Origin of the sequence: Methylobacterium sp. J-070, assembly GCF_022829385.1 — a bacterium.
Classification (GTDB): Bacteria; Pseudomonadota; Alphaproteobacteria; order Rhizobiales; family Beijerinckiaceae; genus Methylobacterium.
The window spans coordinates 114223-139906 of sequence record NZ_JAKSXX010000237.1 but is presented as its reverse complement, the minus strand read 5'-3'; the positions used below and the strand labels follow the sequence as shown (position 1 = coordinate 139906).

General features: G+C 72.5%; 26 protein-coding genes. 11 read left to right on the top strand and 15 right to left on the bottom strand.

Annotation, left to right across the window (positions count from 1 at the left end; translation table 11 throughout):
• Positions 1 to 4: 4 nt before the first annotated feature.
• The 4 genes from MKL01_RS27490 to MKL01_RS27475 all read right to left on the bottom strand — a co-directional run bounded on the left by MKL01_RS27490 (position 5) and on the right by MKL01_RS27475 (position 2900).
• Positions 5 to 349 carry a hypothetical protein gene (locus MKL01_RS27490; RefSeq protein ID WP_243908348.1) on the bottom strand — a complete coding sequence of 115 codons (345 nt, stop codon included), beginning with the start codon at positions 347 to 349 and terminating at the stop codon, positions 5 to 7.
• A 199-nt stretch (positions 350 to 548) separates the two neighbouring features.
• The gene (locus MKL01_RS27485) at positions 549 to 1034 is read right to left on the bottom strand and encodes an SRPBCC family protein (protein ID WP_243908347.1); all 486 of its coding nucleotides are present in this window, start codon (positions 1032 to 1034) and stop codon (positions 549 to 551) included.
• A gap of 132 nt (positions 1035 to 1166) precedes the next feature.
• A complete protein-coding gene (locus MKL01_RS27480) occupies positions 1167 to 1802 on the bottom strand; it encodes a L,D-transpeptidase (RefSeq protein WP_243908346.1) in 636 nt (211 codons plus the stop codon).
• Positions 1803 to 1913: 111 nt separating this feature from the next.
• A complete protein-coding gene (locus tag MKL01_RS27475; protein ID WP_243908345.1) occupies positions 1914 to 2900 on the bottom strand; it encodes an NAD(P)H-dependent flavin oxidoreductase in 987 nt (328 codons plus the stop codon).
• 121 nt (positions 2901 to 3021) lie between these two features.
• Here MKL01_RS27475 and MKL01_RS27470 point away from each other — a divergent pair, with 121 nt between their 5' ends.
• Positions 3022 to 3906 carry a LysR family transcriptional regulator gene (locus tag MKL01_RS27470; RefSeq protein WP_243908344.1) on the top strand — a complete coding sequence of 295 codons (885 nt, stop codon included), beginning with the start codon at positions 3022 to 3024 and terminating at the stop codon, positions 3904 to 3906.
• 100 nt (positions 3907 to 4006) lie between these two features.
• A complete protein-coding gene (locus tag MKL01_RS27465) occupies positions 4007 to 5299 on the top strand; it encodes an ArgE/DapE family deacylase (RefSeq protein ID WP_243908343.1) in 1293 nt (430 codons plus the stop codon).
• Positions 5300 to 5410: 111 nt separating this feature from the next.
• Here the strand turns inward: MKL01_RS27465 and MKL01_RS27460 are convergent, their stop codons facing one another.
• Both MKL01_RS27460 and MKL01_RS27455 read right to left on the bottom strand, forming a co-directional pair.
• The gene (locus MKL01_RS27460) at positions 5411 to 6472 is read right to left on the bottom strand and encodes an SDR family oxidoreductase (RefSeq protein WP_243908342.1); all 1062 of its coding nucleotides are present in this window, start codon (positions 6470 to 6472) and stop codon (positions 5411 to 5413) included.
• 179 nt (positions 6473 to 6651) lie between these two features.
• Positions 6652 to 7986 carry an aspartate aminotransferase family protein gene (locus MKL01_RS27455; protein WP_243908341.1) on the bottom strand — a complete coding sequence of 445 codons (1335 nt, stop codon included), beginning with the start codon at positions 7984 to 7986 and terminating at the stop codon, positions 6652 to 6654.
• 167 nt (positions 7987 to 8153) lie between these two features.
• Between MKL01_RS27455 and MKL01_RS27450 the strand changes: the two genes are divergently transcribed.
• The 3 genes from MKL01_RS27450 to MKL01_RS27440 all read left to right on the top strand — a co-directional run bounded on the left by MKL01_RS27450 (position 8154) and on the right by MKL01_RS27440 (position 10555).
• Positions 8154 to 8714, top strand: coding sequence for a cupin domain-containing protein (locus MKL01_RS27450; RefSeq protein WP_243908340.1), 561 nt, complete (start codon positions 8154 to 8156; stop codon positions 8712 to 8714).
• Positions 8715 to 8965: 251 nt separating this feature from the next.
• On the top strand, positions 8966 to 10285 hold the full coding sequence (locus tag MKL01_RS27445; protein WP_243908339.1) for an MFS transporter: 1320 nt from the start codon (positions 8966 to 8968) through the stop codon (positions 10283 to 10285).
• 69 nt (positions 10286 to 10354) lie between these two features.
• On the top strand, positions 10355 to 10555 hold the full coding sequence (locus MKL01_RS27440; protein ID WP_243908338.1) for a hypothetical protein: 201 nt from the start codon (positions 10355 to 10357) through the stop codon (positions 10553 to 10555).
• A gap of 24 nt (positions 10556 to 10579) precedes the next feature.
• Here the strand turns inward: MKL01_RS27440 and MKL01_RS27435 are convergent, their stop codons facing one another.
• The 3 genes from MKL01_RS27435 to MKL01_RS27425 all read right to left on the bottom strand — a co-directional run bounded on the left by MKL01_RS27435 (position 10580) and on the right by MKL01_RS27425 (position 13369).
• Entirely contained in the window at positions 10580 to 11449 is an 870-nt protein-coding gene (locus MKL01_RS27435; protein ID WP_243908337.1) for an amidohydrolase family protein, read from the bottom strand.
• 2 nt (positions 11450 to 11451) lie between these two features.
• Positions 11452 to 12756, bottom strand: a complete 1305-nt coding sequence (locus MKL01_RS27430; RefSeq protein ID WP_409566353.1) for an MFS transporter — start codon at positions 12754 to 12756, stop codon at positions 11452 to 11454.
• 133 nt (positions 12757 to 12889) lie between these two features.
• Positions 12890 to 13369: a hypothetical protein gene (locus MKL01_RS27425; protein WP_243908336.1), complete on the bottom strand. Its 480-nt coding sequence runs from the start codon at positions 13367 to 13369 to the stop codon at positions 12890 to 12892.
• 220 nt (positions 13370 to 13589) lie between these two features.
• On the opposite strand from MKL01_RS27425, the gene MKL01_RS27420 reads away from it, so the two are divergent.
• Positions 13590 to 14336: a phosphodiester glycosidase family protein gene (locus tag MKL01_RS27420; RefSeq protein WP_243908335.1), complete on the top strand. Its 747-nt coding sequence runs from the start codon at positions 13590 to 13592 to the stop codon at positions 14334 to 14336.
• Between the two features lie 240 nt (positions 14337 to 14576).
• Here the strand turns inward: MKL01_RS27420 and MKL01_RS27415 are convergent, their stop codons facing one another.
• A complete protein-coding gene (locus MKL01_RS27415; protein ID WP_243908334.1) occupies positions 14577 to 15695 on the bottom strand; it encodes an NADH:flavin oxidoreductase/NADH oxidase in 1119 nt (372 codons plus the stop codon).
• Between the two features lie 177 nt (positions 15696 to 15872).
• Between MKL01_RS27415 and MKL01_RS27410 the strand changes: the two genes are divergently transcribed.
• The gene (locus MKL01_RS27410; RefSeq protein ID WP_243908333.1) at positions 15873 to 16340 is read left to right on the top strand and encodes a hypothetical protein; all 468 of its coding nucleotides are present in this window, start codon (positions 15873 to 15875) and stop codon (positions 16338 to 16340) included.
• 51 nt (positions 16341 to 16391) lie between these two features.
• Here the strand turns inward: MKL01_RS27410 and MKL01_RS27405 are convergent, their stop codons facing one another.
• The 4 genes from MKL01_RS27405 to MKL01_RS27390 form a co-directional block, all read right to left on the bottom strand.
• Positions 16392 to 17537: an alpha/beta hydrolase family esterase gene (locus tag MKL01_RS27405; protein ID WP_409566360.1), complete on the bottom strand. Its 1146-nt coding sequence runs from the start codon at positions 17535 to 17537 to the stop codon at positions 16392 to 16394.
• A 215-nt stretch (positions 17538 to 17752) separates the two neighbouring features.
• The gene (locus MKL01_RS27400) at positions 17753 to 18172 is read right to left on the bottom strand and encodes a CopG family transcriptional regulator (protein WP_243908331.1); all 420 of its coding nucleotides are present in this window, start codon (positions 18170 to 18172) and stop codon (positions 17753 to 17755) included.
• A 327-nt stretch (positions 18173 to 18499) separates the two neighbouring features.
• Positions 18500 to 20425, bottom strand: coding sequence for a propionyl-CoA synthetase (locus MKL01_RS27395; protein WP_243908330.1), 1926 nt, complete (start codon positions 20423 to 20425; stop codon positions 18500 to 18502).
• Between the two features lie 308 nt (positions 20426 to 20733).
• On the bottom strand, positions 20734 to 20916 hold the full coding sequence (locus MKL01_RS27390; protein WP_243908329.1) for a YdcH family protein: 183 nt from the start codon (positions 20914 to 20916) through the stop codon (positions 20734 to 20736).
• 131 nt (positions 20917 to 21047) lie between these two features.
• Between MKL01_RS27390 and MKL01_RS27385 the strand changes: the two genes are divergently transcribed.
• The 4 genes from MKL01_RS27385 (at position 21048) to MKL01_RS27370 (ending at position 24181) form a co-directional block, all read left to right on the top strand.
• Positions 21048 to 21308: a YdcH family protein gene (locus MKL01_RS27385; protein WP_243908328.1), complete on the top strand. Its 261-nt coding sequence runs from the start codon at positions 21048 to 21050 to the stop codon at positions 21306 to 21308.
• Positions 21309 to 21386: 78 nt separating this feature from the next.
• Positions 21387 to 21884: a 5-(carboxyamino)imidazole ribonucleotide mutase gene (purE, locus tag MKL01_RS27380; RefSeq protein WP_243908327.1), complete on the top strand. Its 498-nt coding sequence runs from the start codon at positions 21387 to 21389 to the stop codon at positions 21882 to 21884.
• Positions 21881 to 22978, top strand: a complete 1098-nt coding sequence (locus MKL01_RS27375) for a 5-(carboxyamino)imidazole ribonucleotide synthase (RefSeq protein ID WP_243908326.1) — start codon at positions 21881 to 21883, stop codon at positions 22976 to 22978. The genes purE and MKL01_RS27375 overlap by 4 nt, the downstream gene beginning before the upstream one ends.
• Before the next feature lie 330 nt (positions 22979 to 23308).
• The gene (locus MKL01_RS27370; protein WP_243908325.1) at positions 23309 to 24181 is read left to right on the top strand and encodes a tetratricopeptide repeat protein; all 873 of its coding nucleotides are present in this window, start codon (positions 23309 to 23311) and stop codon (positions 24179 to 24181) included.
• Positions 24182 to 24360: 179 nt separating this feature from the next.
• On the opposite strand, the gene MKL01_RS27365 is transcribed toward MKL01_RS27370, so the two are convergent.
• Entirely contained in the window at positions 24361 to 25515 is a 1155-nt protein-coding gene (locus tag MKL01_RS27365; RefSeq protein ID WP_243908324.1) for an acyl-CoA dehydrogenase family protein, read from the bottom strand.
• Positions 25516 to 25684: the final 169 nt, after the last annotated feature.

Genomic DNA, 25684 nt, shown 5'->3' with positions numbered 1-25684 from the left:
CCGCTCAGCGATACCCGTACCGGCTCTTGGCGGCCGCCAGGAGGTGCAGGGCTGCTCCGGATTTGCCGGCGGCGCATTCGCCGGCGGCCTGCGCAAGATCTGCGTCGAAGCGCGCGCCCACCGGCGTGTTGAGGTTTCCGGTGGCCACGTCGCTGGCGACGATCGCCCGGGTGCGGGCGATCTCCGGACCGCAACCGCTGCCGGTGGGCAGGACCAGGGGGGCCGGGACGACGGGCGAGGGCTCCGAGACCGCGGGCGCGGCGCGCTGCTGGCAGGCGCCCAGCGCCGCGACGGCGAGGACGGCGAAGCTGAGGCGCATCGAGAGACGGGACGCGGGCACGGCGATCATCCTGTTGCGGCGCGAGGGGCTGCGCCGCCAGGGTTCTGGGCCGAGCTTGGCAATGGGTCAATCGCCCCGGCGACACGGCGCGCGCGTGCCCGACCGGGGCGGCGCATGCCGATCCCGCGAATCCTGATGTCGGCAGAAGGCGTTGGGCGCGCGCCGCCGCGGCCTGGTTCCGCCGGCGCGCGCCAAATCGTGACGGGGCCTACTTCGCCTTGTCGGAGAGCGCCTTCAGGCCGGAATCGTAGATGCCCTGGATGGCGTCGGTGGCGACGGTGTCGGGGGCACCCTTGGCGCTGAAGGTCCCGGTCCAGGTGACCTTCGAGCCGGACCCCGCGGGGGCGACCGAGAGCGTCGACTTGTAGTCCGAGACCGGCAGCGGGCTCTCCAGGATGGTGTAGGTGTAGCTCATCACCTTGTCGTCCCGGGAGACCTGCTCCTCCTTGATGGTGCCGCCGCCCTTCAGGCTGAGGGTGCGGACCTTCATGCCGTCCTTGTCGGACAGGGCGCATTTCTCGATGGCCGGGTGCCAGTCGCCGATGCCGCAGAACTCGCCGATGGTCTGCCAGACCTTGGCCGGAGGCGCGGCGACATCGGCCGAGCGGGTCACCTCCAGGGCGTAGCCCGGCACGGTGGCCGCGGCGAGCGCCAGGGCGGCAAGGGGAAGGCTCCGGCAGAAAGCGAAGGGCATCGTGGGGGTGTCTCCGTCCGTCTCAAGACGCGGCGGGCGCCGCGCGGGCTCTTAGGGCCGCGAGGGAGCTAGGCCGGGATGGCGTCCTCGGCAATGGGCGCGGGCTCCGAGAGCCGCGGCGCGCGGCTTGGCCTACCACGCGTCCGTCGGGTCGATGTCGGCCGGGTAGCCGTAGCCCGCCGCCGGCGCGTAGACGGGCCGGGCGGGGCGATAATAGGCCGGCACCGCGCGTCGGCCCATCTGGTCGTCGTCCGCCAGCAGGTCGTCCGACGCATAGGGATCGCGGTGGCGGGCGATGCGTGTCCCGCCGGGCCGGCGCTCGGCGACCGGGGCCTCCGCGCCGTCGATCACCACACGGGTCCGGCCCATGCCCTCCGCCTTCACGAGGTTGAACAGCGTGGCGGCGTTGCGCACCGACAGGCGCACGCACCCATGCGAGGCCGCGTGCCCGAGGCCGCGGACATGGTTGGTGCCGTGGATGGCGTGGCCCTGGGTAGTGAAGAACATCGCGAAGGGCATGGGGGCATCGTCCCACTCCTTCGAGAAGTGCGTGCGCTCCATCCGGAAGGGACGGTAGGATCCCGATGGCGTGTCGTACCGCGCGATGCCCGTCGAGACCGGCCAGGAATAGCGCGGCTGCCCGTCGACCGAGACCGCCATGCGCTGGCTGCCCTTGTCGACGCTGACGAGCACGTCCGCGCTGGCCGCGCCCGGCGCCGCGGCCCACAGGAGAACGCCGGACAGGACCGAGATCAGACCGATGCGCATGAGCGACTCCGAGAGGACGAACCGCGGCGGTTTCCCGACAGGCTAAGCCGTTGTCAACGCCGCGGTTCCGGCCGAGCCCGGCCGTGCGTAGTCACGCTTTGCGGAGCGCCGTCACGGCGCCGCCCCGACCCGGCCGGCGCTGCGCAGGATGCAGGCCTCCGCCGCCTCGGCGATCCGCCGCACCAGATCGCCGGCCTCCGGCAGATCGTCGATCAGTCCCACCGCCTCGCCGACCGTGACGTTGGCGACGTCGTAGTCGCCCGCCGCGTCGGCGTCCTCGACCTCCCGCCGCCGGTCGAACGCGGCCGCGCGCAGGTCGTCCTCGCGGCCGTGCCAGGACTCGATGAAGGCGTTGCGCAGGAGCCGACCGGTATAGGGCGCCGGCCAGGCCCGCTGCCGGGCGATGTCGTAGACCCGCGTCCGCACCGTGTCGTCGCCGCTGGCGGCGAGCACCCGCTGCTTCGCGGCCGGATGGATCAGCGCCTCCCGGGTCGCCCAGAACCGCGTGCCCATGAGGACGCCGTCGGCCCCCAGCGCCAGGGCGGCGGCGAGGCCGCGCCCGTCCGCGATGCCGCCCGCCGCCAGCAGCAGCGTCTCCGGCCGCTCCCGGGCGATCAGGTCGGCCACCGCCGGCACGAACGCCAGGGTGCCGCGCGCGGTGAGGCCGTGGCCGCCCGCCTCCGTGCCCTGCGCCACCACCACGGCCGCGCCGACCTCCAGGGCGCGCCGCGCATGCGCCAGGGTGTGCACTTGGCAGATCAGCGGCACGCCGGCGGCGCGGATCCGCTCGGCGAAGGGCGCGGGATCGGCGAAGGAGAGCATCAGGGCGGCGGGCGCCCGGGCGAGCGCGGCGTCCAGGAGCGAGGGGTCCCGGGCCATCGACCAGGTGATGAACCCGCAGCCGACCCGCTGATTGCCGGCTGCCGCGAACTCGCGGCGGAGCGTCTCGTGGTCGCCGTAGCCGCCGCCGATCAGCCCGAGGCCCCCGGCCGCGCTCACCGCTGCCGCGAGCACGCCCCCCGAGGCCGGGTCCATGGGGGCCAGCACGATCGGGTGCCGGAGCCCGAAGGCCTCGGTGAGTCTGGTCCTCAGAGCCATGGCTCCCTCCCCGCGCAACAACAGGCGCCGGGTCGCGCCCGCCGACGGTCCCGGCCTAACCGGTCGCTTGACGCGGAAAAAGCGATTCCTTCAGAAGGAAGTCATCTCGAAAGCAGATGACATGAACAGCACCGACCTGATGTTCTTCGCGGCCGTGGCCGAGACCGGCGGCATCGGCCGGGCGGCGGCGCGGCTCAACACCGTCCAGTCCAACGTCACCGGGCGGATCCGGGCACTGGAGCAGGCGATGCGCGTGCCGCTGTTCCACCGCGGCAGCCGCGGGGTGACGCTGACCCGCGCCGGCGAGCGCCTGCTGCCCTACGCCATCCAGGTCGGACGCCTGCTGTCGGAGGCCCGGCACGCCCTGCTGGCCGAGGGGGAGCCCCGCGGCCCGCTGCGGATCGGCGCCATGGAGACGACCGCGGCCCTGCGGCTGCCCGGCCCGCTCGCCGACTTCGCCGGCCGGCATCCGGAGGTCGATATCGAGCTCGAGACCGGCCCGACGGAATGGCTGATCGGGCGGGTCCTCGACCGGGCGCTGGAGGGGGCCTTCGTGGCCGGGCCGGTGGCGCAGGCCGGGCTCGTGGCGATCCCGGTGCTCACGGAGGAGCTGGTGCTGGTGGCGCATCCGGCGGTCGCGGACCTGACCGCGCTGCTCGACCGGCTGGCGCGGGCGCGGGAGGCCAAGGTGCTCGTGTTCCGGGCCGGCTGCTCCTATCGCAGGCGCCTGGAGGATTTCCTGGCCCGGCAGGGCCTCGTGCACGTGCGCCGCATGGAGTTCGGGACCCTCGACGGCATCCTCGGCTGCGTGGCGGCCGGCATGGGCGTGACCCTGATCCCGCGCGTCGTCGCCGATCCCGCGCACCGCGCCGGGCGGGTCTCGGTCCACGCGCTGCCCGACGCGGACGGACGCGCCCAGACCCTGCTGGTCCGCCGCGGCGACGCCCAGCCGAGCGCGGCCTTCGTGCACTTCGCCGAGCAGATCCGGGCGGCCTTCCCGGAGTGAGGGCCGCCGCACCGGCACGAACCCTGCCCCCCGGCGTCGCCGGTTGACAGCGGCCCGAGCCCGGGTGCCTCTTCCCGGCCGCAACCGGTTCGGAGTTCCCATGGCCCTCGACCCCGCCCTCGCCGCCGAGATCGAAGCCTCCGTGGCGGAGGGTTTTGCCGATCAGGTCGCCCACACGCAGGCGCTGGTCCGGTTCGCTTCGCTGCGGGGCGCCGAGCACGCCTGCCAGGATTACGTCTTCGCGCAGTTCCGCGCCCGGGGCTACGCCACCGAGCGCTTCGCCATGGACCGGGCCGCCATCGCGGCCCATCCGGGCGGCTCGAAGATCGATGACGCCCACCATTCGGACGCGCCGATCGTCGTCTGCCATCACCGCCCGGCGACCGAGACCGGGCGCTCGCTGATCCTGCAGGCCCATGTCGACGTGGTGCCGCCGGGTCCCCTCGACCTTTGGACCCATCCGCCCTTCGACCCGGTGATCCAGGGCGACTGGATGTACGGCCGCGGCGCCGGCGACATGAAGGCGGGGCACGCCGCCAACCTGTTCGCCCTCGACGCGCTCGCCCGCCTCGGCCTGCAGCCCGCGGCCTCGGTGACGGTCCAGTCGGTGGTCGAGGAGGAATCCACCGGCAACGGTGCCCTGATGACCCATCTGCGCGGCTACCGGGCCGACGCCGTGCTGATCCCCGAGCCGGAGGACGAGAAGCTCGTGCGCGCCAATACCGGCGTGCTGTGGTTCACCGTGGAGGTCCGGGGCGTGCCGGTGCATGTCCGCGAGATGGGCGCGGGCGCCAACGCCATCGACGCCACCTACCGGGTGATCGGTGCCCTGCGCGATGTCGAGGCGCGCTGGAACGCCGAGAAGGCCGCGCACCGGCACTTCGAGGGGGAGGACCACCCGATCAACCTGAACATCGGCAAGATCGAGGGCGGCGACTGGGCCTCTTCGGTCCCGGCCTGGTGCCGGATCCACTGCCGGATCGCGCTCTATCCGGGCGTGACCGCCGCGCAGGCCGCCGCCGAGATCGAGGCCGCCGTCTCGACCTTTGCACGCACGGATCCCTTCCTGGCCAACAGCCCGCCCCGGGTGGTCTTCAACGGCTTCTTCGCCGAGGGCTACGTGCTGGAGGAAGGCTCCGAGGCCGAGGCGGTGCTCGGCCGTGCCCACGAGCGGGCGATCGGGTCACCGCTGCAGAGCTTCATGAGCGCGAGCTACCTCGATACGCGGGTGCACGCCCTCTACGACCGGGCGCCGGCCCTCTGCTACGGCCCGACCTCCCAGAACATCCACGGCTTCGACGAGCGCGTGAGCCTCGCTTCGGTGAAGCGCTGCACCACCGCGATGGCGCTGTTCGTGGCCGAGTGGTGCGGGACGGAGCGCAAGGCCGCCTGAAGGTCGGCGGACTGGGTGCAGGCCGCTTCTGTCCGGACATGCCACGCACCCTCCTCCCCCGCAGAGGGGGCGGGAGAGGAGTGGATCCGGAGCCGATTGAGCAGCCCCGGTTCAAGGAATCAGCCGGTCCGCGCGGAGCTGCGTGAACAGGTCGAAGAACGCGTCGTCGGTCGGCTGATACGCCGTGAAGCCGAGGCGGCGGCTCTTGCTCATGTCGGTGACGACCTCGATCGGACGGCCGAGATCGGCATCCGTGTGCCAGGCGGATGCGAGCTTGTTGAGATCCGGCTCGGCGAGGCCGTAGCGCGCGGCGATCTCCGCCCAGGCCGGCCCGTCCTGCGCCATCCGGGGCTCCAGCGGCCGGTGCGTGCCGTCGAACGGCACCGCCTCGACCCCGAACCAGTCGGCGATCCGGCCCCACATCCAGCTCCAGCGGAAGACGTCGCCGTCGACGACGTTGAACGCCTCGTTCGCGGCCTTCGGCTCGGTGGAGGCCCAGAGCAGGTGGCGGGCGAGCAGCCGGGCGTCGGTCATGTCGGTGAGACCGTTCCACTGCGCGGCCGAGCCCGGGAACACGAACGGCCGCCCCAGCTCCCGGCACAGGGTGGCGTAGCAGGCGAGCGTCGTGCCCATGTTCATGGCGTTGCCCACCGCCTTGCCGATGATCGTGTGCGGGCGGTGCACGCTCCAGGTGAAGCCGTCGCGGGCGGCGGCCTCGAACACCGCGTCCTCCTGGGCGTAGTAGAAGTTCTCGATGTCGAGCCGGCCCTGGTCCTCGCGGAACGGCGTCTGCGGCAGGGTGCCTTTGCCGTAGGCCTCGAACGGCCCGAGATAGTGCTTGAGCCCGGTCACCAGGGCGACGTGGCGGACGCTCCCCTTGGGCCGAAGCGCGTCGAGCAGGTTCTCGACCATGGCCCGGTTGACGCGGATCATCTCCGCCTCGGTGGGACGCCGCTGCCAGGTCGCGAGAACCACGTGGGTGGGCGCGAGGTCGGCCAGCGCCCGCTCAAGGGAAGCCGGATCCTGCAGGTCGCCGGCCACCGGCTCGACGCCGTCCTGCCGCACCGGATGGCGCGCGAGACCGGCGACCGTCCAGCCCTCCCGGTGGAGAAGCGCCGCGGTGGCGCTGCCGACGATCCCGCTGGCGCCGACGATCAGGGCGGTGTTCGACATGGGAAGCCTCGTGCCCGGTCCAAATCCGGGTCCGGGGCAGATGGGCACGGGTGGTGTCGCAACAACCCCACGCTGTAGGGCGGCACCCATGCGCAGGGCTCGAGTCCGAGACCGTCAGGGCTTCGCCCTGACAACCCACCAAAGGGCTGAAGCCCTTTGGAAACCCGGATCAAACGTCCTCAGGCGGCCCGGTCGATCGCCGCCCCGAGGATGTCGACGATCTCGCCGATCTGGCCGCGCTCGATGATCAGCGGCGGCGACAGGGCAAGGATGTCGCCCGTGATCCGAGTCAGCAGGCCGCGCTCGAAGCAGTCCACGAACACCTCGTAGGCCCGCTTGCCCGGGGCATCCGGACGCGGCGCCAGCTCGATGCCGGCGACGAGCCCGATGGTGCGGATGTCGATGACGTTCCTGCGCCCGCGCAGGTCGTGGATCGCCGCCGCCCAGTCGTCGGCGATGTCGGCGACGCGGGTGAGCAGCCCCTCCTCCCGGTAGATGTCCAGCGTGGCGATGCCGGCCGCGCAGGCGATCGGATGGCCGGAATAGGTGTAGCCGTGGAACAGCTCGATCCCGTCCGGGCCGTTCATCAGGCTGTCGTGCACCGCCCGGCTCGCGAAGACCGCGCCCATCGGCACCGTGCCGTTGGTCAGGCCCTTGGCGCTGGTGACGAGGTCGGGGACGACGCCGAAGAAATCGGTCGCGAAGGGCGCGCCGAGCCGGCCAAATCCGGAAATAACCTCGTCGAAGATCAGCAGGATGCCGTGCTTGGTGCAGATCTCGCGCAGGCGCTCGAGGTAGCCCTTCGGCGGCACCAGCACGCCGGTCGAGCCCGCCACCGGCTCGACGATGCAGGCCGCGATGGTCTCGGCCCCGTGCAGCGCCACCAGCCGCTCTAGATCCTCGGCCAGCTCCATCCCGTGCTCGGGCTGACCCTTCACGAAGGCGTTGCGGGCGGGGTCGTGGGTGTGGCGCAGGTGGTCGGTGCCGTTGAGCTGCGGGAAGACCCGGCGGTTCGACACGATGCCGCCGACCGACAGGCCGCCGAAGCCGACGCCGTGATAGCCGCGCTCGCGGCCGATCAGCCGGGTGCGGGTGCCCTGCCCGATCGCCCGCTGGTAGGCGAGCGCGATCTTGAGGGCGGTGTCGACCGATTCGGAGCCGGAATTGGTGAAGAACACCCGGTCCAGGCGCTTGCCGGGACCGCCCGGGGCGATCTCGGCCAGGCGCTCGGCGAACTCGAAGGCGATGGGGTGGCCCATCTGGAAGGTCGGGGCGAAGTCGAGGGTTGCGAGCTGGCGCTCCACCGCGGCGGCGATGCCCCGGCGCCCGTGACCGGCATTGACGCACCAGAGGCCCGCGGAGCCGTCGAGGACCTTGCGGCCGTCGTCGGCGGTGTAGTGCATGCCCTCGGCCGAGACGAGCAGCCGCGGCGCCGCCTTGAACTGGCGGTTGGCGGTGAACGGCATCCAGAAGGCGTCCATCGCGGGCGTGTTGCGGAGCGGATGGTCGGTCATGGGGCGGCTCTCCGGAATCGGGCGACGGGACCAGGGGACGGCGGGAGGGGACACCTTCGCCGATCGGGCAACAAGTCCTTTTCTGGCCGCCGCCAAGCCCTTGCAGGAACGGGGCCGCGGGTGGCACCGTTGCGGGATCCGCAACACGTGAAACGGGGCCTGGCCGGATGAGCATCGATGTCGGGGCGCGCCTGCGCTTCGTGCGCGCCCGCCACGGCCTGTCGCAGCGGACGCTGGCCAAGCGGGCCGGGGTGACGAACTCGGCGATCTCGCTGATCGAGGGCAACCGGGTGAACCCGTCGGTGGGCGCCCTGAAGCGGATCCTCGACGGGGTGCCGATCGGCATGGCCGAGTTCTTCGCCCTGGAACCGGAACCCGAGCGCAAGGCCTTCTTCGCGGCCGAGGCGCTCACCGAGATCGGCCGGCGGGCCGCCAAGGGGGCGATCTCGTACCGGCAGGTCGGCGACAGCCTGTTCGGGCGCAAGCTCCAGATCCTCAAGGAGCGCTACGAGCCCGGCGCCGATACCGGCCGGGTGCCGCTCTCCCACGAGGGCGAGGAGGGCGGCATCGTGCTCTCCGGCCGCCTGGAGGTGACGGTGGATGCCGAGCGGCGGATCCTCGGCCCCGGCGACGCCTACAGCTTCGACAGCCGCCGCCCACACCGCTTCCGCTGCGTCGGGCCCAATCCGTGCGAGGTGGTGAGCGCCTGCACGCCGCCGAGTTTTTGAAGCGACGCGGCCGCACCGGGCATTCCCATCCGCCCCCCTCATCCTGAGGTGCCGGAGCGCAGCGCAGGCCTCGAAGGAGCCTCCAGCCAGCCGCGCGATCCCTGGAGCCCTCCTTCGAGGCTCGCTGACGCGGGCACCTCAGGATGAGGAGGGTGGATGGGAGGCGCTATCGCGTCGCGGACGTTGCCGCGGGCTGCCCGACTGGCGCATGCAGGGTGTCCGCCTGAATTCATGATGCCACGCGAGGATCGATGGCCGCCACCACCGCAGCCCCGGCTTCCGGGACCGGACAGAACCAGTCGGCCCGGGCGGCGCTCGCCGCCTTCGTGGGCACCACGATCGAATGGTACGATTTCTTCATCTACGGCACCGCGGCGGCCCTGGTGTTCGGGCCGCTCTTCTTCACGGCGGAATCACCCTACATCGCCACGCTCTCGGCCTTCGGCACCTTCGCGGTGGGCTTCCTGGCCCGGCCGCTGGGGGGCCTGATCTTCGGGCATCTCGGCGACCGGTTCGGGCGCAAGCGGGCGCTCGTGGCGACCCTGGTGATGATGGGCATCGCCACCTCGGGGATCGGCCTGCTGCCGACCTACGCCTCCGTCGGCCTGTGGGCGCCGGTGATGCTGGTCGTCCTGCGGCTGATCCAGGGGCTGGCGGTCGGCGGCGAGTGGGGCGGGGCCGTGCTGATGGCCGCCGAGCACGCGCCGGCCGGGCGCAACACCTTCTTCGCCTCCTTCGCGCAGCTCGGCAGCCCCGCCGGGCAGATCCTGTCGCTGCTGGCCTTCCGGCTGGCCGGCCTCCTCGACAAGGAGAGTTTTCTGGCCTGGGGCTGGCGGGTGCCGTTCCTCGTCAGCATCCTTCTGCTCGCCGTCGGGCTCGCGATCCGCCTCGGCGTCGCGGAATCGCCGGCCTTCGAGAAGGCCCGGGCGGCGGGCGGGCCGCCGCCGGCGCCGGTGCGCGAGGTGTTGACCACCTGCCTGAAGCCGGTGCTGCTGGCGGCCGGCGCCAACACCTTCGCGATCGCCTCGGTCTACCTGTTCAACACCTTCATGATCGCCTTCACCACGCAGTATCTCGGCATCGCCCGGGCGACGATCCTCGACGCCCTGCTGATCGCCGCGGTGGTGCAGCTGGTGATGACCCCGGTGGGCGCCCGGATCGCGGAAGCGATCCGCAACGAGCGGCTGTTCCTCCAGGGGACGCTGGTCTGGGCGATGCTGGCCCCCTACCCGCTGTTCTGGCTCGTCGAGACCAAGTCGGTTCCCCTGATCGTCCTGGGGCTCGCCCTCAACGTGGTCGGCAGCGCGACCTTCTACGCGGTGATCGCCGGCTACCTTGCGGGAGCCTTCCCGACCCGGATCCGCTACACGGCGATCTCCATCGCCTACCAGTTCTGCGGCGCGCTCGCCGGCGGGCTGACCCCGATCGTCGGCACGGTCCTGGCCGAGCGCTTCCAGGGACATTGGTGGCCGATCGCCCTGTTCGGCACGGTGCTGGCCGGCGTGTCCTTCGTCTGCGTGACGCTGATCGGAAGCTACCGGGCCCGGCAGCGGGGCTTCCTGGACGGGTGAGCGCCGATCGTTCAAAGGCCCCGGATCCGGCTAACGCCGGATTCAGGCGGGCGGGCTAGGATCGGCGGCATGGAACCGCTGTCCGCCGCCGCCGCCGTCCAGATGCTGGGGGCGTCCCAGAACCAGCAGATCGGCATCGCCGTCGCCCAACAGCGGCTCGCGGCCGACAAGGCCGTCGCCGGGCTCGTGGCGGACACCGCACAGAGCGCGGCGAGCGCCGGCCCGCCGGCGCCCCCCGGACAGGGCCAGAGCGTCGACCTGCGAGTCTGAACGCGTCTCCGGCCGGGCCGCAGCCTATCCGAATCCGTAGAGCCGCCGCGGATTGTCGACGAACAGCATCCGCCGCCGCGCCTCGTCGGGCACCCAGTCGGCCAGCAGGTCGAGGAGCGTCGTGGTCCGGGGCGGCCCGTCCCAGGCGGCCACGTGCGGCCAGTCCGAGCCCCAGAGGCAGCGCTCCGGCGCGGCCGCGTTGAGGGCGCGGGCGAAGGGGATCGTGTCCGCGTAGGGCGGTCCGGTCACGGAATCCCGGAACGCGCCCGAGAGCTTGACCCAGTTGCCGTCGCGCACGAGGCCGAGCAGCGCCTGGAAGCCCAGATGATCCACCCCGGCGGAGGCCGGCATGTGGCCCATATGGTCGAACACCAGGGGCACCGGCAGCCGCCCGAGGCGGCCGGCGATGGGCGGCAGCTCCCGGGCATCGAGCAGGAACTGCAGGTGCCAGCCCATCTCCCGGGCGAGCGCCCCGTAGGACTCCACCGCGTCGAGCCCGACCCCGCCGCCGAACAGCACGTTGAGGCGCAGGCCGACCACGCCGGATTCCTTCAGGGCGGCGAGCTCGGCATCCGGCAGCCCCAGCGGGATCACCGCGATGCCGCGCAGGCGCTCCCGGTTGGCGCGCAGTGTCTCGACCATCAGCCGGTTGTCGGTGCCGTGGACGCTGACCTGGACCAGCACGCCGTTGGCCATCCCGGTCCCGTCGAGCATCGCGAGATACCGGTCCGCCGGAGCGGCCGGGGGCGTGTAGCTGCGGTCCGGCACCAGCGGGTAGGCCGGCGGCAGGCCGATCACGTGGGCATGGGTGTCGACCGCGCCGGCGGGAACGGCGTAGCGGGTCGGGCCGCCCGGATGCGGGTCCGGGGCGGGGCAGTCTCGGATCTCCAGCATGATCAGGAATCCGCGTGCAGGACCTTGCCGCGGGTCTCCGGCAGCGCGAAGGCCGCCAGGAAGAACACCCCGTAGGCGATGGCCGCGAAGATCGCGATCGCCGAGGCGAGGCCGGCCCGCTCCGACAGGTAGCCGACGAGCGCCGGGAACAGGGCGCCGACGCCCCGGCCGAAATTGTAGCAGAACCCCTGCCCCGAGCCGCGCAGGCGGGTCGGGTAGAGTTCGGTGAGGAAGGCGCCCATCCCGGAGAAGTAGCCCGAGGCGAAGAAGCCCAGGGGGAAGCCCAGCACCCACAGCACCCCGTTCGACAGGGGGATCTGCGTGTAGGCGATGACCACCGCGATGGCGCCCACCGAGAAGATCAGGAACAGCGGCCGCCGCCCGAGGCGGTCGGCGAGCCACGCGCCCACGAGGTAGCCGGTGAACGAACCGATGATCAGCGCCGACAGGTAGCCGGTGGAGGAGACGACCGACAGGTGGCGCTCGGTGGTGAGGAAGCGCGGCACCCAGGTGGTGATCGCGTAGTAGCCGCCCTGGCAGCCCGCCGCCGCCAGCGAGGCGAGCAGCGTCGTCTTCAGGATCGGACCCGAGAAGATCTCCCAGATCTGCGGCCGGTCGCCGGACGCGGCCGCGCGGGCCCGGGTCTCGGCGGCGACCTGCGGCTCCTCGACGTAGCGGCGCAGGTAGAAGACCAGCAGCGCCGGCAACGCCCCCACGGCGAACATCCAGCGCCACGCGGTCTCGGGCGGCAGCAGGGAAAACAGCACCGCCTGCGACAGGACCGCAAGCCCCCAGCCGATCGCCCAGCCGGACTGCACGGAGCCGACAGCCCGGCCGCGATACTCGGCCCGGATGGTCTCGCCGATCAGCACGGCGCCGGCCGCCCACTCGCCGCCGAATCCGAGGCCCAGGATCGCCCGGGCGATCAGCAGCTGGTCGAAGTTCTGCACGAAGGCGCAGAGCAGCGAGAAGACCGAGAACCACAGGATCGTGATCTGAAGGGTCAGCACCCGGCCGATCCGGTCGGCGATGAAGCCGGCGAGCCAGCCGCCCAGCGCCGAGGCCAGCAGCGTCACCGTGGCGGCGAGCCCGGCCGTGCCGGAATCCACGTGCCACAGGGCCATGATCGTCCCGATCACCAGCGGGTAGATCATGAAGTCCATGCCGTCGAGGCACCAGCCCGCGGCGCACGCCCAGAAGGTGTGCCGCTCCGGCGGCGTCATCGAGCGGTAGAAGGCCGTGAGGCTGGCGTCGCGGATCTCGACCGCGTCGACGCCCGGACGCCCCTGCCCGGTTGCCATACTCATGAACCCTCTCCCGTCAGCCTCTGGCACTATCGGCGCCTAGGGCCGAGCTGTCCAACGGTGCGGAGGGGGCCGTGTCAAGGAAAAGGCCGCCCGAAGGCGGCCTTTCCCGAACGCGTCGCTGTCGGATCGCGGCTCAGTAGCAGCGCTCGACCAGGACCCGGCGGTAGCCATAGGGGGTCCAGCGCACCCGCGGAACCGTGTAGCAGCCGCCGCCGTAGCCGTAATCGCCGCCGTAGCCGACGGGGGCGTAGCCGCCGCCGTAGCCGTAGCCGTAGCCCGGGTAGCCGTAGCCACCGTAGCCCCCGTAGAGGCCACCGGCCGCCAGACCCAGGCCGACGCCGAGGCCCAGGCCGCCGAGGCCGTAGCCGTAACCGCCGCGATAGCCGTAGCCGCGGCCACCGAAGCCCCGACCGTAGCCGAAGCCGCCGCCCCGGAAACCGGCGCCGCGGAAGCCGCCGCCGAAGCCACCGCCCCGGAAGCCGCCGAACCCGCCACCGTGGAAGCCGCCGCCATGGAATCCGCCGCCGCCGAAGCCGCGCGCATCCGCGCTGGCCGGCGCGAGCGCCAGGGCTCCCGCCGCCAGCAGGGCCGAGCCGAGCACTGCACCCTTCATCACACCATCTCCATGGAAATACCGCCCTCTGGCACAACAAACGTCCGAGGGGCCAAAACGGTCCAGTCCCGTTCCGCGGCGCGCCGCCGCTGTCGGAGCCCGCAAGCCTCGGGACGGCTTCGGACACGAAAAGAACCGCTTTCCGGAGTGAGAGGCGCCGCGGCCGCCGCTCGGCGTGCCCGCTCGGCGGCCCCTGAGCAGCACGGAACGAGGGATCACGATGCGCCCGGCCCACGCTCTTTTGATCGCGCTCCTCGCGCTCACCCTCCCCGGCCGCGCCGGGGCGGTCCCGACCGGGGCGGAGCCGTGCCGGATCGTCGAGGCTCAGGGCGAGAGCTTCACGGTGTGCACGATCGACCTGCGGCGGCAGCGGCTGCAGCTGTTCTGGCTGCAGGCGGACGGGCGGCCCTACGGGTCCCTCGGGACCCTGGCCGAGGGGGCGGGCCGCCGCCTCAGCTTCGCGATGAATGCCGGCATGTACGACAAGGACCAGGCGCCGGTCGGCCTCTACGTCGAGGACGGGCGCGAGATGCGGCACGTCTCGACGGCGGACGGCCCGGGCAACTTCCACCTCAAGCCCAACGGCGTCTTCTGGGTGAAGGGCGAGCGGGCGGGCGTACTCGACACCGCCCACTACCTCCGGGCGAAGCTCCGGCCGGACTACGCCACGCAATCCGGCCCGATGCTGGTGATCGACGGCCAGATCCATCCGAAGATCTCCGCCGACGGCCCGAGCCAGAAGATCCGCAACGGCGTCGGCGTGCCGGCGGACGGGCACCTGGCGATCTTCGCGATCTCCGAGCGGCCGGTGACCTTCGGGGCCTTCGCGCGCCTGTTCCGGGACGACCTCGGCTGCCGCAACGCCCTGTTCCTCGACGGCTCGGTGTCGAGCCTCTACGCGCCGGGGCTCGGCCGCTCGGATATCGGCCGGCCGCTCGGCCCGCTGGTCGGGGCGATGCCGCGGTAGGTTGCGAGACCGGTGTGGTCAGTGCCGTCACGGCCGCAGCATGAATCACCGTGTCGTTCCGGGCCCGCAAAGCGGAGCCCGGAAGCCGGTGCGGCCGCCCGGTGCAAAATCCCGATCCACCGATCGTGTCCGAATTCCGGGCTCGCCTGCGGCGCCCCGGACCGACGGGGAGGATGTCGGACCGCGCTGAGGCTCACAGGCGTCCGGAACATGCCGCCGTTCAGGGCGCGTTGCCGCGCCTCACCGCTGTCCGAACGCCGTATCCTTGAACAGGTCCTTGTACTCCCGAGGCTGCGAGCGCCAGTACTGCTTGGGCGCCCGCACCCGGGCGCCGAGTTCGGCGGCCGCGTGCCAGGGCCAGCGCGGATCGTACAGCATGGCGCGGGCGAGCGAGATCGCGTCCGCCTTGCCCTCCTGCAGGATCGTCTCCGCCTGCTGCGCCTCGGTGATCAGCCCGACCGCGATGGTGGTGAGCCCGGTCTCGGCCTTGATCCGCTCGGCATAGGGAACCTGATAGCCCGGCCCGAGCTTGATCGCCTGCTTGGGCGAGACGCCGCCCGTGGAGACGTGGAGGGCCGGCGAGCCCGCGCGCTTGAGCGCCTTCGCCAGCTCGACCGTCTCGTCGAGGTCCCAGCCGTCCTCGACCCAGTCGGTGGCCGAGACGCGCAGCCACACGGGGCGCCCCGCCGGGACGACGTCGCGCACCGCGTCGTAGATCTCGAGCGGGAAGCGCATGCGGTTCTCGAGGCTGCCGCCGTATGCGTCAGTGCGCTTGTTGGCGATGGGCGACAGGAACTGGTGCAGCAGGTAGCCGTGGGCCCCGTGCAGCTCCACCGCCTCGATGCCGAGGCGCACGGCGCGGCGGGCGGTCGCCACGAACGCTTCCCGGACGCGCTTCAGGTCGGCGGCGTCGAGGGCGTGGGGCGGGACCTCGCCCTCCCCGTGCGCGACCGCCGAGGGCGCCTCGGTGCGCCAGCCATAGGGATGCTCCGGCGGGATCTGCTGTCCGCCGGCCCAGGGGGCGTCGCTCGACGCCTTGCGCCCGGCATGGGCGATCTGGATGCAGACCGGGATCGGCGCGTACTCGCGCACGGCGTCGAGCACCCGGGCCAGCGCCCGCTCGCAGCCGTCGTTGTAGAGGCCGAGGTCCCAGGCGGTGATCCGCGCCTCGGGGGAGATCGCGGTGGCCTCCAGGGTCAGCAGGCCCGCCCCCGACATGGCGAGGTGGCCGAGATGCATCATGTGCCAGTCGGTGGCCTCGCCGTCCCGGGCCGAATACTGGCACATCGGCGCGATCAGGATGCGGTTCTCGAGCGTGAGCGCGTCGAGCGTCAGTGGTTCGAACAGGCGTGCGGTCATGGCGGGCTCCGGATACGTCCCGCCAATCTGGAGCAGGACGGCCGCGCCCGCCAGCGTGCTGCGGCAGGTCAGCCCTGCGGGCGGCGAGCCGGGAACCGGCCGGTGGGCCAGCCGTTTCTGGCCCTGTCACCACGACGCGAACCGCCTGAGGGGGCGAGATCGCCGAGGTCCCGTACAATGCCGACCCGCCTTGCAGCCCCGCTCCTCCTAGCCCTCGGGGGCGCCGTCCTCGCAGCGCCGTCCTACGCGCAGCCGGCCGCCTTCGGCGGACCCAAGATGCTGATCCACGGCAACTATTGCGGTCCGGGCAACAACGCCCCGCTGCCGCCGATCGATGCCCTCGACGCGGCCTGCGCCCGCCACGATGCCTGCACGCCGGAGGGCGGCCTGCCCACGCCGGCCTGCAACCTCCGCCTCAAGCAGGAGGCGACGCTGGTCGCCCGCGACCCGCGCCAGACCCGGGACCTGCGCGCGATGGCCGGCTTCGTCGCGGCCACTGCGACCCTGATCCCGTCCGAGCCGGGCCCGCAGGGGATGCCGGCCTCGGTGTCGGCCGGCACGGTTCCGGGCGCCTACGCGCCGGGTCCGGAACGGCCGGGACCCGGCGATCTGGACGAGGATGGCGACGCCCCCGACGCCGAGTGAGGTCGGGCCGGTCGCGGCGCGCTGGATGTCCCGCGCCGCCGGCGGCCCCGGTCAGCCGCGCGCCTCCGGATCGCCGGCCTGCGCCAGGAAGAACCGGACCATCTCGCGGCTGGCGTCGGGACCGCGCGGGTCGGTGTAGGATCCCTCCGGGCTGCCGCCCGACCACGCGTGCCCGGCCCCGTGCAGCACCCATTGCTCCAGCAGCGGCCGCCCCGCGCCGTCGCTGCGGACCGTCCGGGTGAAGGCCATGCCGCCCGGGCTCGTGTCCCGGCTGACCGCCTCGGCGAGGCCGGAGTCCGGCATGGCCTGGGCGACCACCTGATCGCCGTTGACCGGATGCACGGTGCGGTCGCCGTCGCCGTGGAACACGATGGTGGGGACGGCCCGCCGGTTGCGCCCCGGAACCGGCCCCTGCCCTTTCATGGCCGCGAAGGCGCCGGGCATGTCCCGGGCCGCCCCGCAGGCCAGCCCGGAATGGATCCCGACGGCCGCGAACAGGTCCGGATAGGTCGCCCCCAGGATCGCCGCCGCGGCGCCGCCGGCCGAGAGCCCGGCCGCGTAGACCCGGTCGGGATCGGCCGAGAACTCCGAGACCACCGACCGGGCGATGCCGGCGATCAGCGCCGGCTCCCCGCCCTCGCGGACCTGGTCGCCGGAGGAGAACCAGTTCCAGCACCGCTGCATGTTGGCCGATTGCGGCTGCTCCGGGTAGGCGACCAAGAAGGTCCGCTCCTCGGCCAGGGCGTTCATGCGCGTGCCGGCGGCGAAATCGTCGGGGTTCTGCGTGCAGCCGTGGAGCATCACGATCACCGGCAGGGCCTGCCCCCGGTAGCCGCTCGGGACGTAGACCTTGTAGCGTCGGCTGCCGGCGGCGTCCGCGAAGGTCCGCTCCTCGAAACGCGCCCCGGGCGGGACCGTCACCGGCGCGCCGCGCCCCGCCGGCGCACCGCCCGCCGGGAAGGCCCCCGGCAGGGTCTCGCGCAGGGCGCGCATCATCGCCGACAGGTCCGGACCCGCCTCCGGCTTCGGGCCGCCGGCCTGGTCCGGCGCCGTCCAGGCCCCGCCGGCGGCCTTCGGCGCCTCCATGTCGAGGGTCGGCCCGTCATGGCGGGCCGCGGCCGGCGCCTCCGCGGCCGTGCGGCAGGCCTCGGTCCACTGCGCGAGGGCGGCCCCCTGGGCGCGGCGGAAGCGCGCCATCGCGTCCTTCATCCGGGCGGCGCGATCACCCGCGCCCTTCGATCCCCGCGCCGTCGCGGCCTCGGCAGCGCCGGGGTCGAACGGCGGGACATCGAAGTTCGGCATCTTGAACGCGGCGCGGTCGAACTTGGAGAGATCGATCTTGGATGGGTCGAACTTGGAGAAGGGGAACATGGGGGGATCCTGCTGCGGTGCGGGTGGCGGGTTCGTGGGTGTCAGGCGGTCCGGTCGGCCAGCGCCGCCTTGACGGCGGGGCTGGCCTGGAAGGCGCCCAGGACCTCCACGGAGGCGATGGCGGCGCGGGCCAGCTCGGGCGTGACGTCGGCGGCGATGGTGGCGAGACCCAGGACCTGGATGTGCAGCGGCGACCCCGCATCCCGGGCCGCCTCCAGATCCGCGCGGGAGAAGTGCGAGAGGCCCAGGCGGAGCTGGCGCCGCGCCACCGATTGCCGGACCGCCTCCTCCTGGCGGTCCAGCTGGTTGCGCACCGCCGTGCGGATGAAGTCGGCGCGGTTGGCGTAGAAGCCGTCGCGGACCATCAGGTCCACGCGCCCGAGATCGACGAAGCCGAGATTGACCGTGATCTTCTCGCTGTCCGGCACCTTCGGGCGGATGTCGTGCACGTTGTCGCTCATGCTTTCCTGCTCCAGACCATCCGGTTGGATGGTCTGAAGATGGTAGGTGGATTGCGGGATGCAAGGGCGCGGGTTGCCGGGGCGTCGCCCGTCCGGGTCGGCCGCGCCGTTCCCCCGTCGGTCGAGGGTCGCGCGGCCGGGCCCTGGCGCCGGGCCCGCCGATGCGCCGAGCGTCCGTGTTGAGGGCGGCTTCGGGTTCCGGTGCCGGCCGCGCCGCTCCGGAATGACCGCGCGGGTTCGGGGCCCGGCCGGCAAGGCCGCGCGGACACGTTCCGTCTGGATGGGCTGGCCGGTTCGTGGGTAGGGCCGTGGAGGCCGCCAGGAGCCTCAGCCGGGGCCGAGTCCCCGACCTTTGAGGCTCTCGCCGATCTCGTCGAGGACCGCGGCGTCGTCGATCGTGGCCGGCATCGTCCACGGCTCGTCGTCGGCGATGCGCTTCATGGTGGCCCGCAGGATCTTGCCCGAGCGGGTCTTGGGCAGGCGCGGCACGGTGAGCGCGAGCTTGAACGCCGCCACCGGGCCGATCTCGTCGCGCACCTTGACGACGAGTTCGCGCTCGATCTCGGCGGTCGGCCGGTCGACGCCGGCCTTCAGCACGACGAAGCCGCAGGGCACCTCGCCCTTCAGCGCGTCGCGGATGCCGATCACCGCGCACTCCGCCACGTCCGGGTGGCCGGCCAGGACGGCCTCCATGCCGCCGGTGGAGAGGCGATGGCCCGCGACGTTGATGATGTCGTCGGTCCGCCCCAGCACGGTGATGTAGCCGTCCGCGTCGATCACCCCGGCATCCGAGGTGTCGTAGAAACCCGGGAAGGTGGCGAGGTAGCTCGACCGCATCCGCGCATCCGAGCCCCACAGGGTCGGCAGGCAGCCGGGCGGCAGGGGCAGGCGGATCGCGATGGTGCCCATCGTCCCGGCCGGGACCGGCCGGCCGCCCTCGTCCAGAACCTCGACCGCGTAGCCCGGCATCGGCACGCAGGTGCTGCCGTGCTTCACCGGCAGGAGGCCGAGCCCCAGCGGGTTGCCGGCGATCGGCCATCCGGTCTCGGTCTGCCACCAATGGTCGATCACCGGCCGGTCCAGCACCCGCTCGGCCCAGGCGACCGAATCGGGATCGGCGCGCTCGCCGGCCAGGAACAGGCTGCGGAAGGCCGAGAGGTCGTAATCGGCGATCCGGGCGCCCTTGGAATCCTCCTTCTTGATCGCCCGCAGCGCCGTCGGCGCGGTGAACAGGCAGGCGACGCCGTACTCGGAGACGACCCGCCAGAAGGCCCCGGCATCGGGCGTGCCCACCGGCTTGCCCTCGTACAGGACGGTGGTGCAGCCGTGCAGGAGCGGCGCGTAGACGATGTAGGAATGGCCGACGACCCAGCCGATGTCGGAGGCGCAGAAGTAGGTCTCCCCGGGCTGCACGCCGTAGAGGTTCGGCATCGACCAGGCGAGCGCCGCGAGGTAGCCGCCCGTGTCGCGGACCACGCCCTTGGGTTTGCCGGTCGTGCCCGAGGTGTAGAGGATGTAGAGCGGGTCGGTGGCGGCGACCGGCACGCAATCCGCCCGCTCCCCGGCCGCGCTCGCTTCCGCGACGGCCTCGGCCCAGTCGCGGTCCCGCTCCGGCACGAGCGTCGCGGCGCAGTGCGGGCGCTGGAGGATCAGGCAGGCGTCGGGCTTGTGGCGCGAGGCGGCGATCGCCGCGTCGAGGAGCGGCTTGTAGGCGACCACCCGGTTCGGCTCGATCCCGCAGGAGGCCGCCAGCACCACCTTCGGCGCCGCATCCTCGATCCGCACGGCCAGCTCGTTGGCGGCGAAACCGCCGAACACCACCGAGTGGATGGCGCCGAGCCGGGCGCAGGCCAGCATGCCGAACAGGGCCTCGGGCACCATCGGCATGTACAGGATCACCCGGTCGCCCTTGCCGACGCCGAGCCCGGCCAGCACCGCGGCCAGCGTCGAAACCGCGTCGCGCAACTCCCGGTATGTGATGCTGCGCTTCGTGCCGGTGACGGGCGAATCGTACCGGATCGCCACCTGGTCGGCCCGTGCCCCGTCGGCATGGCGGTCGACCGCGTTGTGGCAGGCATTCAGCGACCCGTCCGGGTACCAGCGGCCGTAGGGGCCGGTCTCCGGCGCGAAGGCCCGCGTCGGCGCCCGAGACCAGTCGAGCGCCCGGGCCGCGTCGAGCCAGAACGCCTCCGGGTCGCGGCGGGCGGCGTCGTAGATCTCGGGATAGCGGCCCGGAAGGCTGGCGTTCGTCATCGGCTCGGCGTGTCCTCGCGGGCCGCTCTCCGGCGGCGGGGGCGAGATTAGCCCATTCTCGTGCGGGCGCGAGGGCGGTTCGCGCCCGGAGCCGTCCGCGGATCCGAAGCGGGATGGGCTTGGGAAAGAGCGGCGCGCGCGCTCCTGCACGGAGCCTTTCCCGCGCCGGGGGAGCGGCAGCGGAACCCGATCCGGGAACCGCCGCGCAGCGGCTCAGCGTAAGCCACACGGGAACCGCCGCACCGGGGCTCCCGATGCGGCGGCTGATGTTGGGCTGGATCTACGATTCCGCGCGGTGAATCCGCGGCTCAGTGCAGCGTGTCGCTGCCCGCCTGGAGCCTGTTGATCTCGTCCTTGAGGAGAAGTTTCCGTCGCTTCAGCTCGGCGATTCGGAGGTCGTTCGCCGAAGGCCTGTGGATCGCTTCCTGAATCTCGCGCTCGAGGGCTTCGTGCTTCCGGGCGAGTTGGCTCAGATGCGTCTGCAGCGACATGAGTCGAATCTCCTGTCATCGTTTCGACATGCCGAGACTGACACAGGATGCCGCACCAGTTGAAGCGTTTTCTCAGGTCAAGCTTGGTGAATGCTTGCCGGCCCGGCTTGTCCCGGGGAAGGGCGTGACGCATGCTCTCCGGCGATGAGCGATCCTTGTTCCCGCGGGTGGCGATGGCGGACGAGTCGGGTGAGAATGCGCAGGCGGATCTCGAGGGCGAGCTGGCCCGGCTGCGCGAGGAGCACCGGGACCTCGACGGCGCCATCGAGGCGCTGGAGCGCAGCGTCGCCGGCGACCAGCTCCAGATCCAGCGCCTGAAGAAGCGCAAGCTCACCCTGCGCGACCGCATCTTCCACATCGAGGACGCGCTCACCCCCGACATCATCGCCTGATGCCGGTGGACGCCGCCGGGCCCCGCCTTGCCGCGGGCCCGTGCCGCCTGTAAGCGCGCTCTTTTGCCGGGATCAACGATGGCGTCGCCTCCGGTCGCGATCATCATGGGCAGCCAGTCCGACTGGGCGACCATGCGGCACGCCGCCGAGACGCTCGACGCCCTCGGCATACCCTACGACGCCCGGATCGTGTCCGCCCACCGCACCCCCGACCGTCTCGTGGCCTTCGCCAAGGGTGCGGTCGCGGCCGGCCTCAAGGTCGTGATCGCGGGCGCGGGCGGTGCCGCGCACCTGCCCGGCATGGCGGCGGCGATGACCCGTCTGCCGGTCTTCGGCGTGCCGGTGGAATCGAAGGCCCTGTCGGGCCAGGACAGCCTGCTGTCCATCGTCCAGATGCCGGCCGGCATCCCGGTCGGGACCCTGGCGATCGGCCGGGCCGGGGCGGTCAACGCGGCGCTGCTGGCCGCGGCGGTCCTGGCGCTGTCCGACGCGGCCCTGGCGGATCGCCTCGAAGCGTGGCGCGCGGCCCAGACCGCGTCGGTGGCCGAGCGGCCGGAGACGGAAGCAGGATCGTGACGGACAGAAACCTCGGCCCCGGCTCCACCCTCGGCATCGTCGGCGGCGGGCAGCTCGGGCGCATGATCGCGCTCGCGGCGGCCGATTACGGCCTGAAGGTGCACGTCTACGCGCCCGACCGGGACAGCCCCGCCTTCGACGTCGCCGCCCGGACCACCTGCGCGGCCTACGACGACGCCGAGGCGCTCGCGGCCTTTGCGCGGAGCGTCGATGTCGTGACCTACGAGTTCGAGAACATCCCGCACGCCACCGCCGACATCCTGGCGCGCCACGCGGCCCTGCACCCGAACGCGCGGGCGCTGTCCACCACGCAGGACCGCCTGTCCGAGAAGGACTTCGTCAACGGCCTCGGCATCCCCACGGCGCCGTTCCGGGCGGTCGACACGCCCGACGATCTCGACCGGGCGATCGAGGCCATCGGCCTGCCGGCGGTGCTCAAGACGCGCCGCTTCGGCTACGACGGCAAGGGCCAGCGCATGCTGCGCGCGCGGGAAGAGGGCGACCGCAACGCGCTGTTTGCCGAGTTCGGCGGCGCGCCGCTGATCCTGGAGGGGTTCGTGGCGTTCGAGCGCGAGGTCTCGGTGGTCGCCGCCCGCGGCCGCGACGGCAGCTTCGCGGCCTTCGACCTGTGCGAGAACGAGCACCGCGACCACATCCTGGCGCTGACCCGCGTGCCGGCGCCGGGCCTGACCGCGGAGACGGGCCGCACCGCCCTCGACATCGCCCGGCGGATCGCCGACGCGCTGGACTATGTCGGCGTGCTCGCGGTGGAGATGTTCCTGGTGCGGGAAGACGGTGCCGAGCGGCTCGTCGTCAACGAGATCGCCCCCCGGGTCCACAATTCCGGCCACTGGACCATCGAGGGGGCGCGGACCTCGCAATTCGCCCAGCATGTCCGGGCGGTCTGCGGCTGGCCGCTGGGCGATCCCGCCCGGGTCGGCGGCCTCCCGGTGGAGATGCGCAACCTGATCGGCGCCCAGGTCGAGGACTGGCCCGCTTTGCTCGCCGAGCCCGGCGCCCACCTGCATCTCTACGGCAAGGGCGAGGCCCGGCCCGGCCGCAAGATGGGGCACGTCACCCGGCTGGGGGGCTGATTTCTGCGGCTTCGGGAACACACCCGCCCCGCCGCGCGGGCGCCGGAGGCGCGAACCCGGCGCCGCGGCGCCGTCGAGCCATACCTTCGCCACATCCCGCCGCTTCCACCGGGCGTGGTCGGTGCCGATTGCGGCCGGTCGATTCTCTCCGCGCTGCCGGCCTTCGCCGGGCGGGGAGAGGGGCCGGACCCTGACGCGGCGCTTCTTAAGCCGGCCTTCACCGTGATGGGCGACGGTGCCCCGGAGCGGGTGTGCCCGGCGCGGCCGGGCGACAGGAATGCGAGGGCGGGGTGGGTGCGGGGCGCACCGTGCCTCGGGGAGAGTGGGGCGATGATCGTACGCAACGGGCTGGCACGGAAGGCGGCACTGATCGGCGCGGCCGCGCTCTCGGCCGCGGCGCTCGCCGGCTGCGAGACCGTCGGGAGCGCCGCCGGCGCGCGGCAATACGCGGTGCTGGAGACGGACACCACGGGCGCCACCAACGTCAACATCGCCTCGCTGACCGAGGTCGTGCAGCGCAACCCGAACGACGCGGCGGCCTACACCACCCGCGGCGCCGCCTATGCCCGCGCCGGCCAGTTCAACGATGCCATCGCCGACTTCACCAAGGCGATCCAGATCGATCCGAACTCCGCTTCGGCCTACAACAACCGGGCGCTCGCCAGCCGTCAGGTCGGCCGCGACGGCCCGGCGCTGCAGGATTTCAGCAAGGCGATCGGCATCGATCCGAATTACGGCCCGGCCTATATCGGCCGCGCCAATGTCGAGCGCGCGCAGGGCAACCTCGACCAGGCGCTCTCGGACCTCAACGTCGCGATCCGGCTGATGCCCGAATCGGCCGAGGCCTACCACGCCCGGGGCCTCGTGCGGCAGAAGCAGGGTCAGGACGCCCAGGCGATCGCCGATTTCGACGCCGCCATCGACCGTGATCCCTTCAAGTCCGCGCCCTACGCCGCCCGCGGCCAGAGCCTGATCGCCACGAACCAGTACCCGAAGGCGATCGAGGACTACAACGCGGCCCTCAACGTCAACAACAGGGACGCCACGTCCTGGGCCTACCGCGGCCTGGCCTACGAGAAGTCGGGCCAGCGCAAGGAGGCCCTGGAGAACTACCAGCGCGCCTCGGTGATCGACCCGAACAACACCGTCGCCCGCGCCGGCCTCGGCCGGGTGCAGGGCGGCGTGGGCTCGCTGTTCAACTGATCGGTTGACCAGCGGCTCCCATCGACCCCCTCATCCTGAGGCGACGGAGCGAAGCGGAGGCCTCGAAGGAGGCCTCCAGGGATCTCGGCGCAAGCTGGAGCCCTCCTTCGAGGCCCGCTGAAGCGGGCACCTCAGGATGAGGGAACTTGGGCGGGATAGGGTGAGGCCGAGAGCGCCCCTCACGCCGCCAGCAGCCCGTTCTCGGCCTGCGTGATCCGGCGCAGGTGGTGGGCGGTGTCGCCGAGCTGGTACTCGATCATGGCGAGCCGCTTGAAGTGGTGGGCGCCGATGTATTCGAGCGTCATGCCGATGCCCCCGTGGAGCTGCACCGCCTCCTGCCCGACATACCGGCACGCCTTGTTGATCTGCACCTTCACGGCCGCGAGCGCCGCCGCGCGCGCCGCGGGATCCTCCGCCTCCACCATCATGGCGGCGTAGAGCGCCATCGAGCGCGCCTGCTCCAGCTGGATCAGCATGTCCACGGCCCGGTGCTGCAGGGCCTGGAACGAGCCGACGCTGACCCCGAACTGCGTGCGGGTCTTGAGGTAGTCGATCGTCAGCCTGTGGAGCGCGTCCATGGAGCCGACCGCCTCGGCGGCAAGCGCCGCGATCCCGTGCTCCACCACCCGCTCCAGCAGCGGCAGGCCCGCCTCGAGGTCGCCGAGCGCGGCGTCGGCCGGCAGCGCGACGTCGGAGAACGACACCTCCGCGGCCCGGCCGCCATCCTGGGTCGGGTAGGCCTCGATCGCGACCCCCGGGGAGTCCGTCGGCACCAGGAACAGGCCGATCCCGTGCGGGTCGCGCCGCTCCCCGGAGACCCGGGCGGAGACCACCATCAGGCCGGCCGCGTCGGCGTTGGGCACGACGGATTTCGCGCCGCTGAGCACGAAGCCGTCGCCGGAGCGCCGGGCCGTCGTGGCCACGTCGTGGAGGTCGTAGCGGGACTGGCGCTCGGTCTGGGCCAGCGTCAGCCGCAGCGAGCCGTCGATCACGCCGGGCAGGAGGCGCGCTGTCTGCGCGGCGCTGCCGCCGAGCCGCAGGGCCGTCGAGCCGAGCACGAGGCTCGCCAGCAGCGGCTCGACCACGAGGTTGCGGCCCACCGCCTCCATGACCAGCAGGGTCTCGACCGGGCCGCCGCCGAACCCGCCCTCCGCTTCCGGGAAGGGCAGGCCGGTGACGCCGAGGTCGACGAAGGCGGTCCAGCCCGCGTCGGGGAAGCCCAGGGGCGCCTTCAGCCGCGCCTGCCGGCTCTCCAGGGACGGGTACAGGTCCGCCGCCAGCCGCTCGACGCTGTCGTGCAGGAGCGACTGGTCCTCGTTCAGGTCGAAATCCATGGTGGTGTCCTCAGGTCGTTTCCCTCCCCCCTCTGCGGGGGAGGGTGGCCCCTGCGTCAGCAGGGGTCGGGAGAAGGGAGCCCGGTTTCCGGAGGAGACGTGAGCTTCATGAAGGCCGTGCGCTGTTCTGCACCGTCGCTCCCCTCTCCCGACCCCCTTCGGGGGCCAC

Excerpts from the sequence above, each read along its gene's own strand:
- MKL01_RS27480 (WP_243908346.1), bottom strand. The coding sequence starts at position 1,802 with ATGCGCATCGGTCTGATCTCGGTCCTGTCCGGCGTTCTCCTGTGGGCC.
- MKL01_RS27395 (WP_243908330.1), bottom strand. The coding sequence starts at position 20,425 with ATGACGAACGCCAGCCTTCCGGGCCGCTATCCCGAGATCTACGACGCC.
- MKL01_RS27455 (WP_243908341.1), bottom strand. The coding sequence starts at position 7,986 with ATGACCGACCATCCGCTCCGCAACACGCCCGCGATGGACGCCTTCTGG.
- MKL01_RS27435 (WP_243908337.1), bottom strand. The coding sequence starts at position 11,449 with ATGCTGGAGATCCGAGACTGCCCCGCCCCGGACCCGCATCCGGGCGGC.
- MKL01_RS27410 (WP_243908333.1), top strand. The coding sequence starts at position 15,873 with ATGCCGACCCGCCTTGCAGCCCCGCTCCTCCTAGCCCTCGGGGGCGCC.
- MKL01_RS27475 (WP_243908345.1), bottom strand. The coding sequence starts at position 2,900 with ATGGCTCTGAGGACCAGACTCACCGAGGCCTTCGGGCTCCGGCACCCG.
- MKL01_RS27485 (WP_243908347.1), bottom strand. The coding sequence starts at position 1,034 with ATGCCCTTCGCTTTCTGCCGGAGCCTTCCCCTTGCCGCCCTGGCGCTC.
- MKL01_RS27450 (WP_243908340.1), top strand. The coding sequence starts at position 8,154 with ATGAGCATCGATGTCGGGGCGCGCCTGCGCTTCGTGCGCGCCCGCCAC.
- MKL01_RS27490 (WP_243908348.1), bottom strand. The coding sequence starts at position 349 with ATGATCGCCGTGCCCGCGTCCCGTCTCTCGATGCGCCTCAGCTTCGCC.
- MKL01_RS27390 (WP_243908329.1), bottom strand. The coding sequence starts at position 20,916 with ATGTCGCTGCAGACGCATCTGAGCCAACTCGCCCGGAAGCACGAAGCC.
- MKL01_RS27425 (WP_243908336.1), bottom strand. The coding sequence starts at position 13,369 with ATGAAGGGTGCAGTGCTCGGCTCGGCCCTGCTGGCGGCGGGAGCCCTG.
- MKL01_RS27440 (WP_243908338.1), top strand. The coding sequence starts at position 10,355 with ATGGAACCGCTGTCCGCCGCCGCCGCCGTCCAGATGCTGGGGGCGTCC.
- MKL01_RS27470 (WP_243908344.1), top strand. The coding sequence starts at position 3,022 with ATGAACAGCACCGACCTGATGTTCTTCGCGGCCGTGGCCGAGACCGGC.
- MKL01_RS27385 (WP_243908328.1), top strand. The coding sequence starts at position 21,048 with ATGCTCTCCGGCGATGAGCGATCCTTGTTCCCGCGGGTGGCGATGGCG.
- MKL01_RS27370 (WP_243908325.1), top strand. The coding sequence starts at position 23,309 with ATGATCGTACGCAACGGGCTGGCACGGAAGGCGGCACTGATCGGCGCG.
- purE (WP_243908327.1), top strand. The coding sequence starts at position 21,387 with ATGGCGTCGCCTCCGGTCGCGATCATCATGGGCAGCCAGTCCGACTGG.
- MKL01_RS27430 (WP_409566353.1), bottom strand. The coding sequence starts at position 12,756 with ATGAGTATGGCAACCGGGCAGGGGCGTCCGGGCGTCGACGCGGTCGAG.
- MKL01_RS27405 (WP_409566360.1), bottom strand. The coding sequence starts at position 17,537 with ATGGCGCGCTTCCGCCGCGCCCAGGGGGCCGCCCTCGCGCAGTGGACC.
- MKL01_RS27445 (WP_243908339.1), top strand. The coding sequence starts at position 8,966 with ATGGCCGCCACCACCGCAGCCCCGGCTTCCGGGACCGGACAGAACCAG.
- MKL01_RS27465 (WP_243908343.1), top strand. The coding sequence starts at position 4,007 with ATGGCCCTCGACCCCGCCCTCGCCGCCGAGATCGAAGCCTCCGTGGCG.
- MKL01_RS27415 (WP_243908334.1), bottom strand. The coding sequence starts at position 15,695 with ATGACCGCACGCCTGTTCGAACCACTGACGCTCGACGCGCTCACGCTC.
- MKL01_RS27420 (WP_243908335.1), top strand. The coding sequence starts at position 13,590 with ATGCGCCCGGCCCACGCTCTTTTGATCGCGCTCCTCGCGCTCACCCTC.
- MKL01_RS27365 (WP_243908324.1), bottom strand. The coding sequence starts at position 25,515 with ATGGATTTCGACCTGAACGAGGACCAGTCGCTCCTGCACGACAGCGTC.
- MKL01_RS27460 (WP_243908342.1), bottom strand. The coding sequence starts at position 6,472 with ATGTCGAACACCGCCCTGATCGTCGGCGCCAGCGGGATCGTCGGCAGC.
- MKL01_RS27400 (WP_243908331.1), bottom strand. The coding sequence starts at position 18,172 with ATGAGCGACAACGTGCACGACATCCGCCCGAAGGTGCCGGACAGCGAG.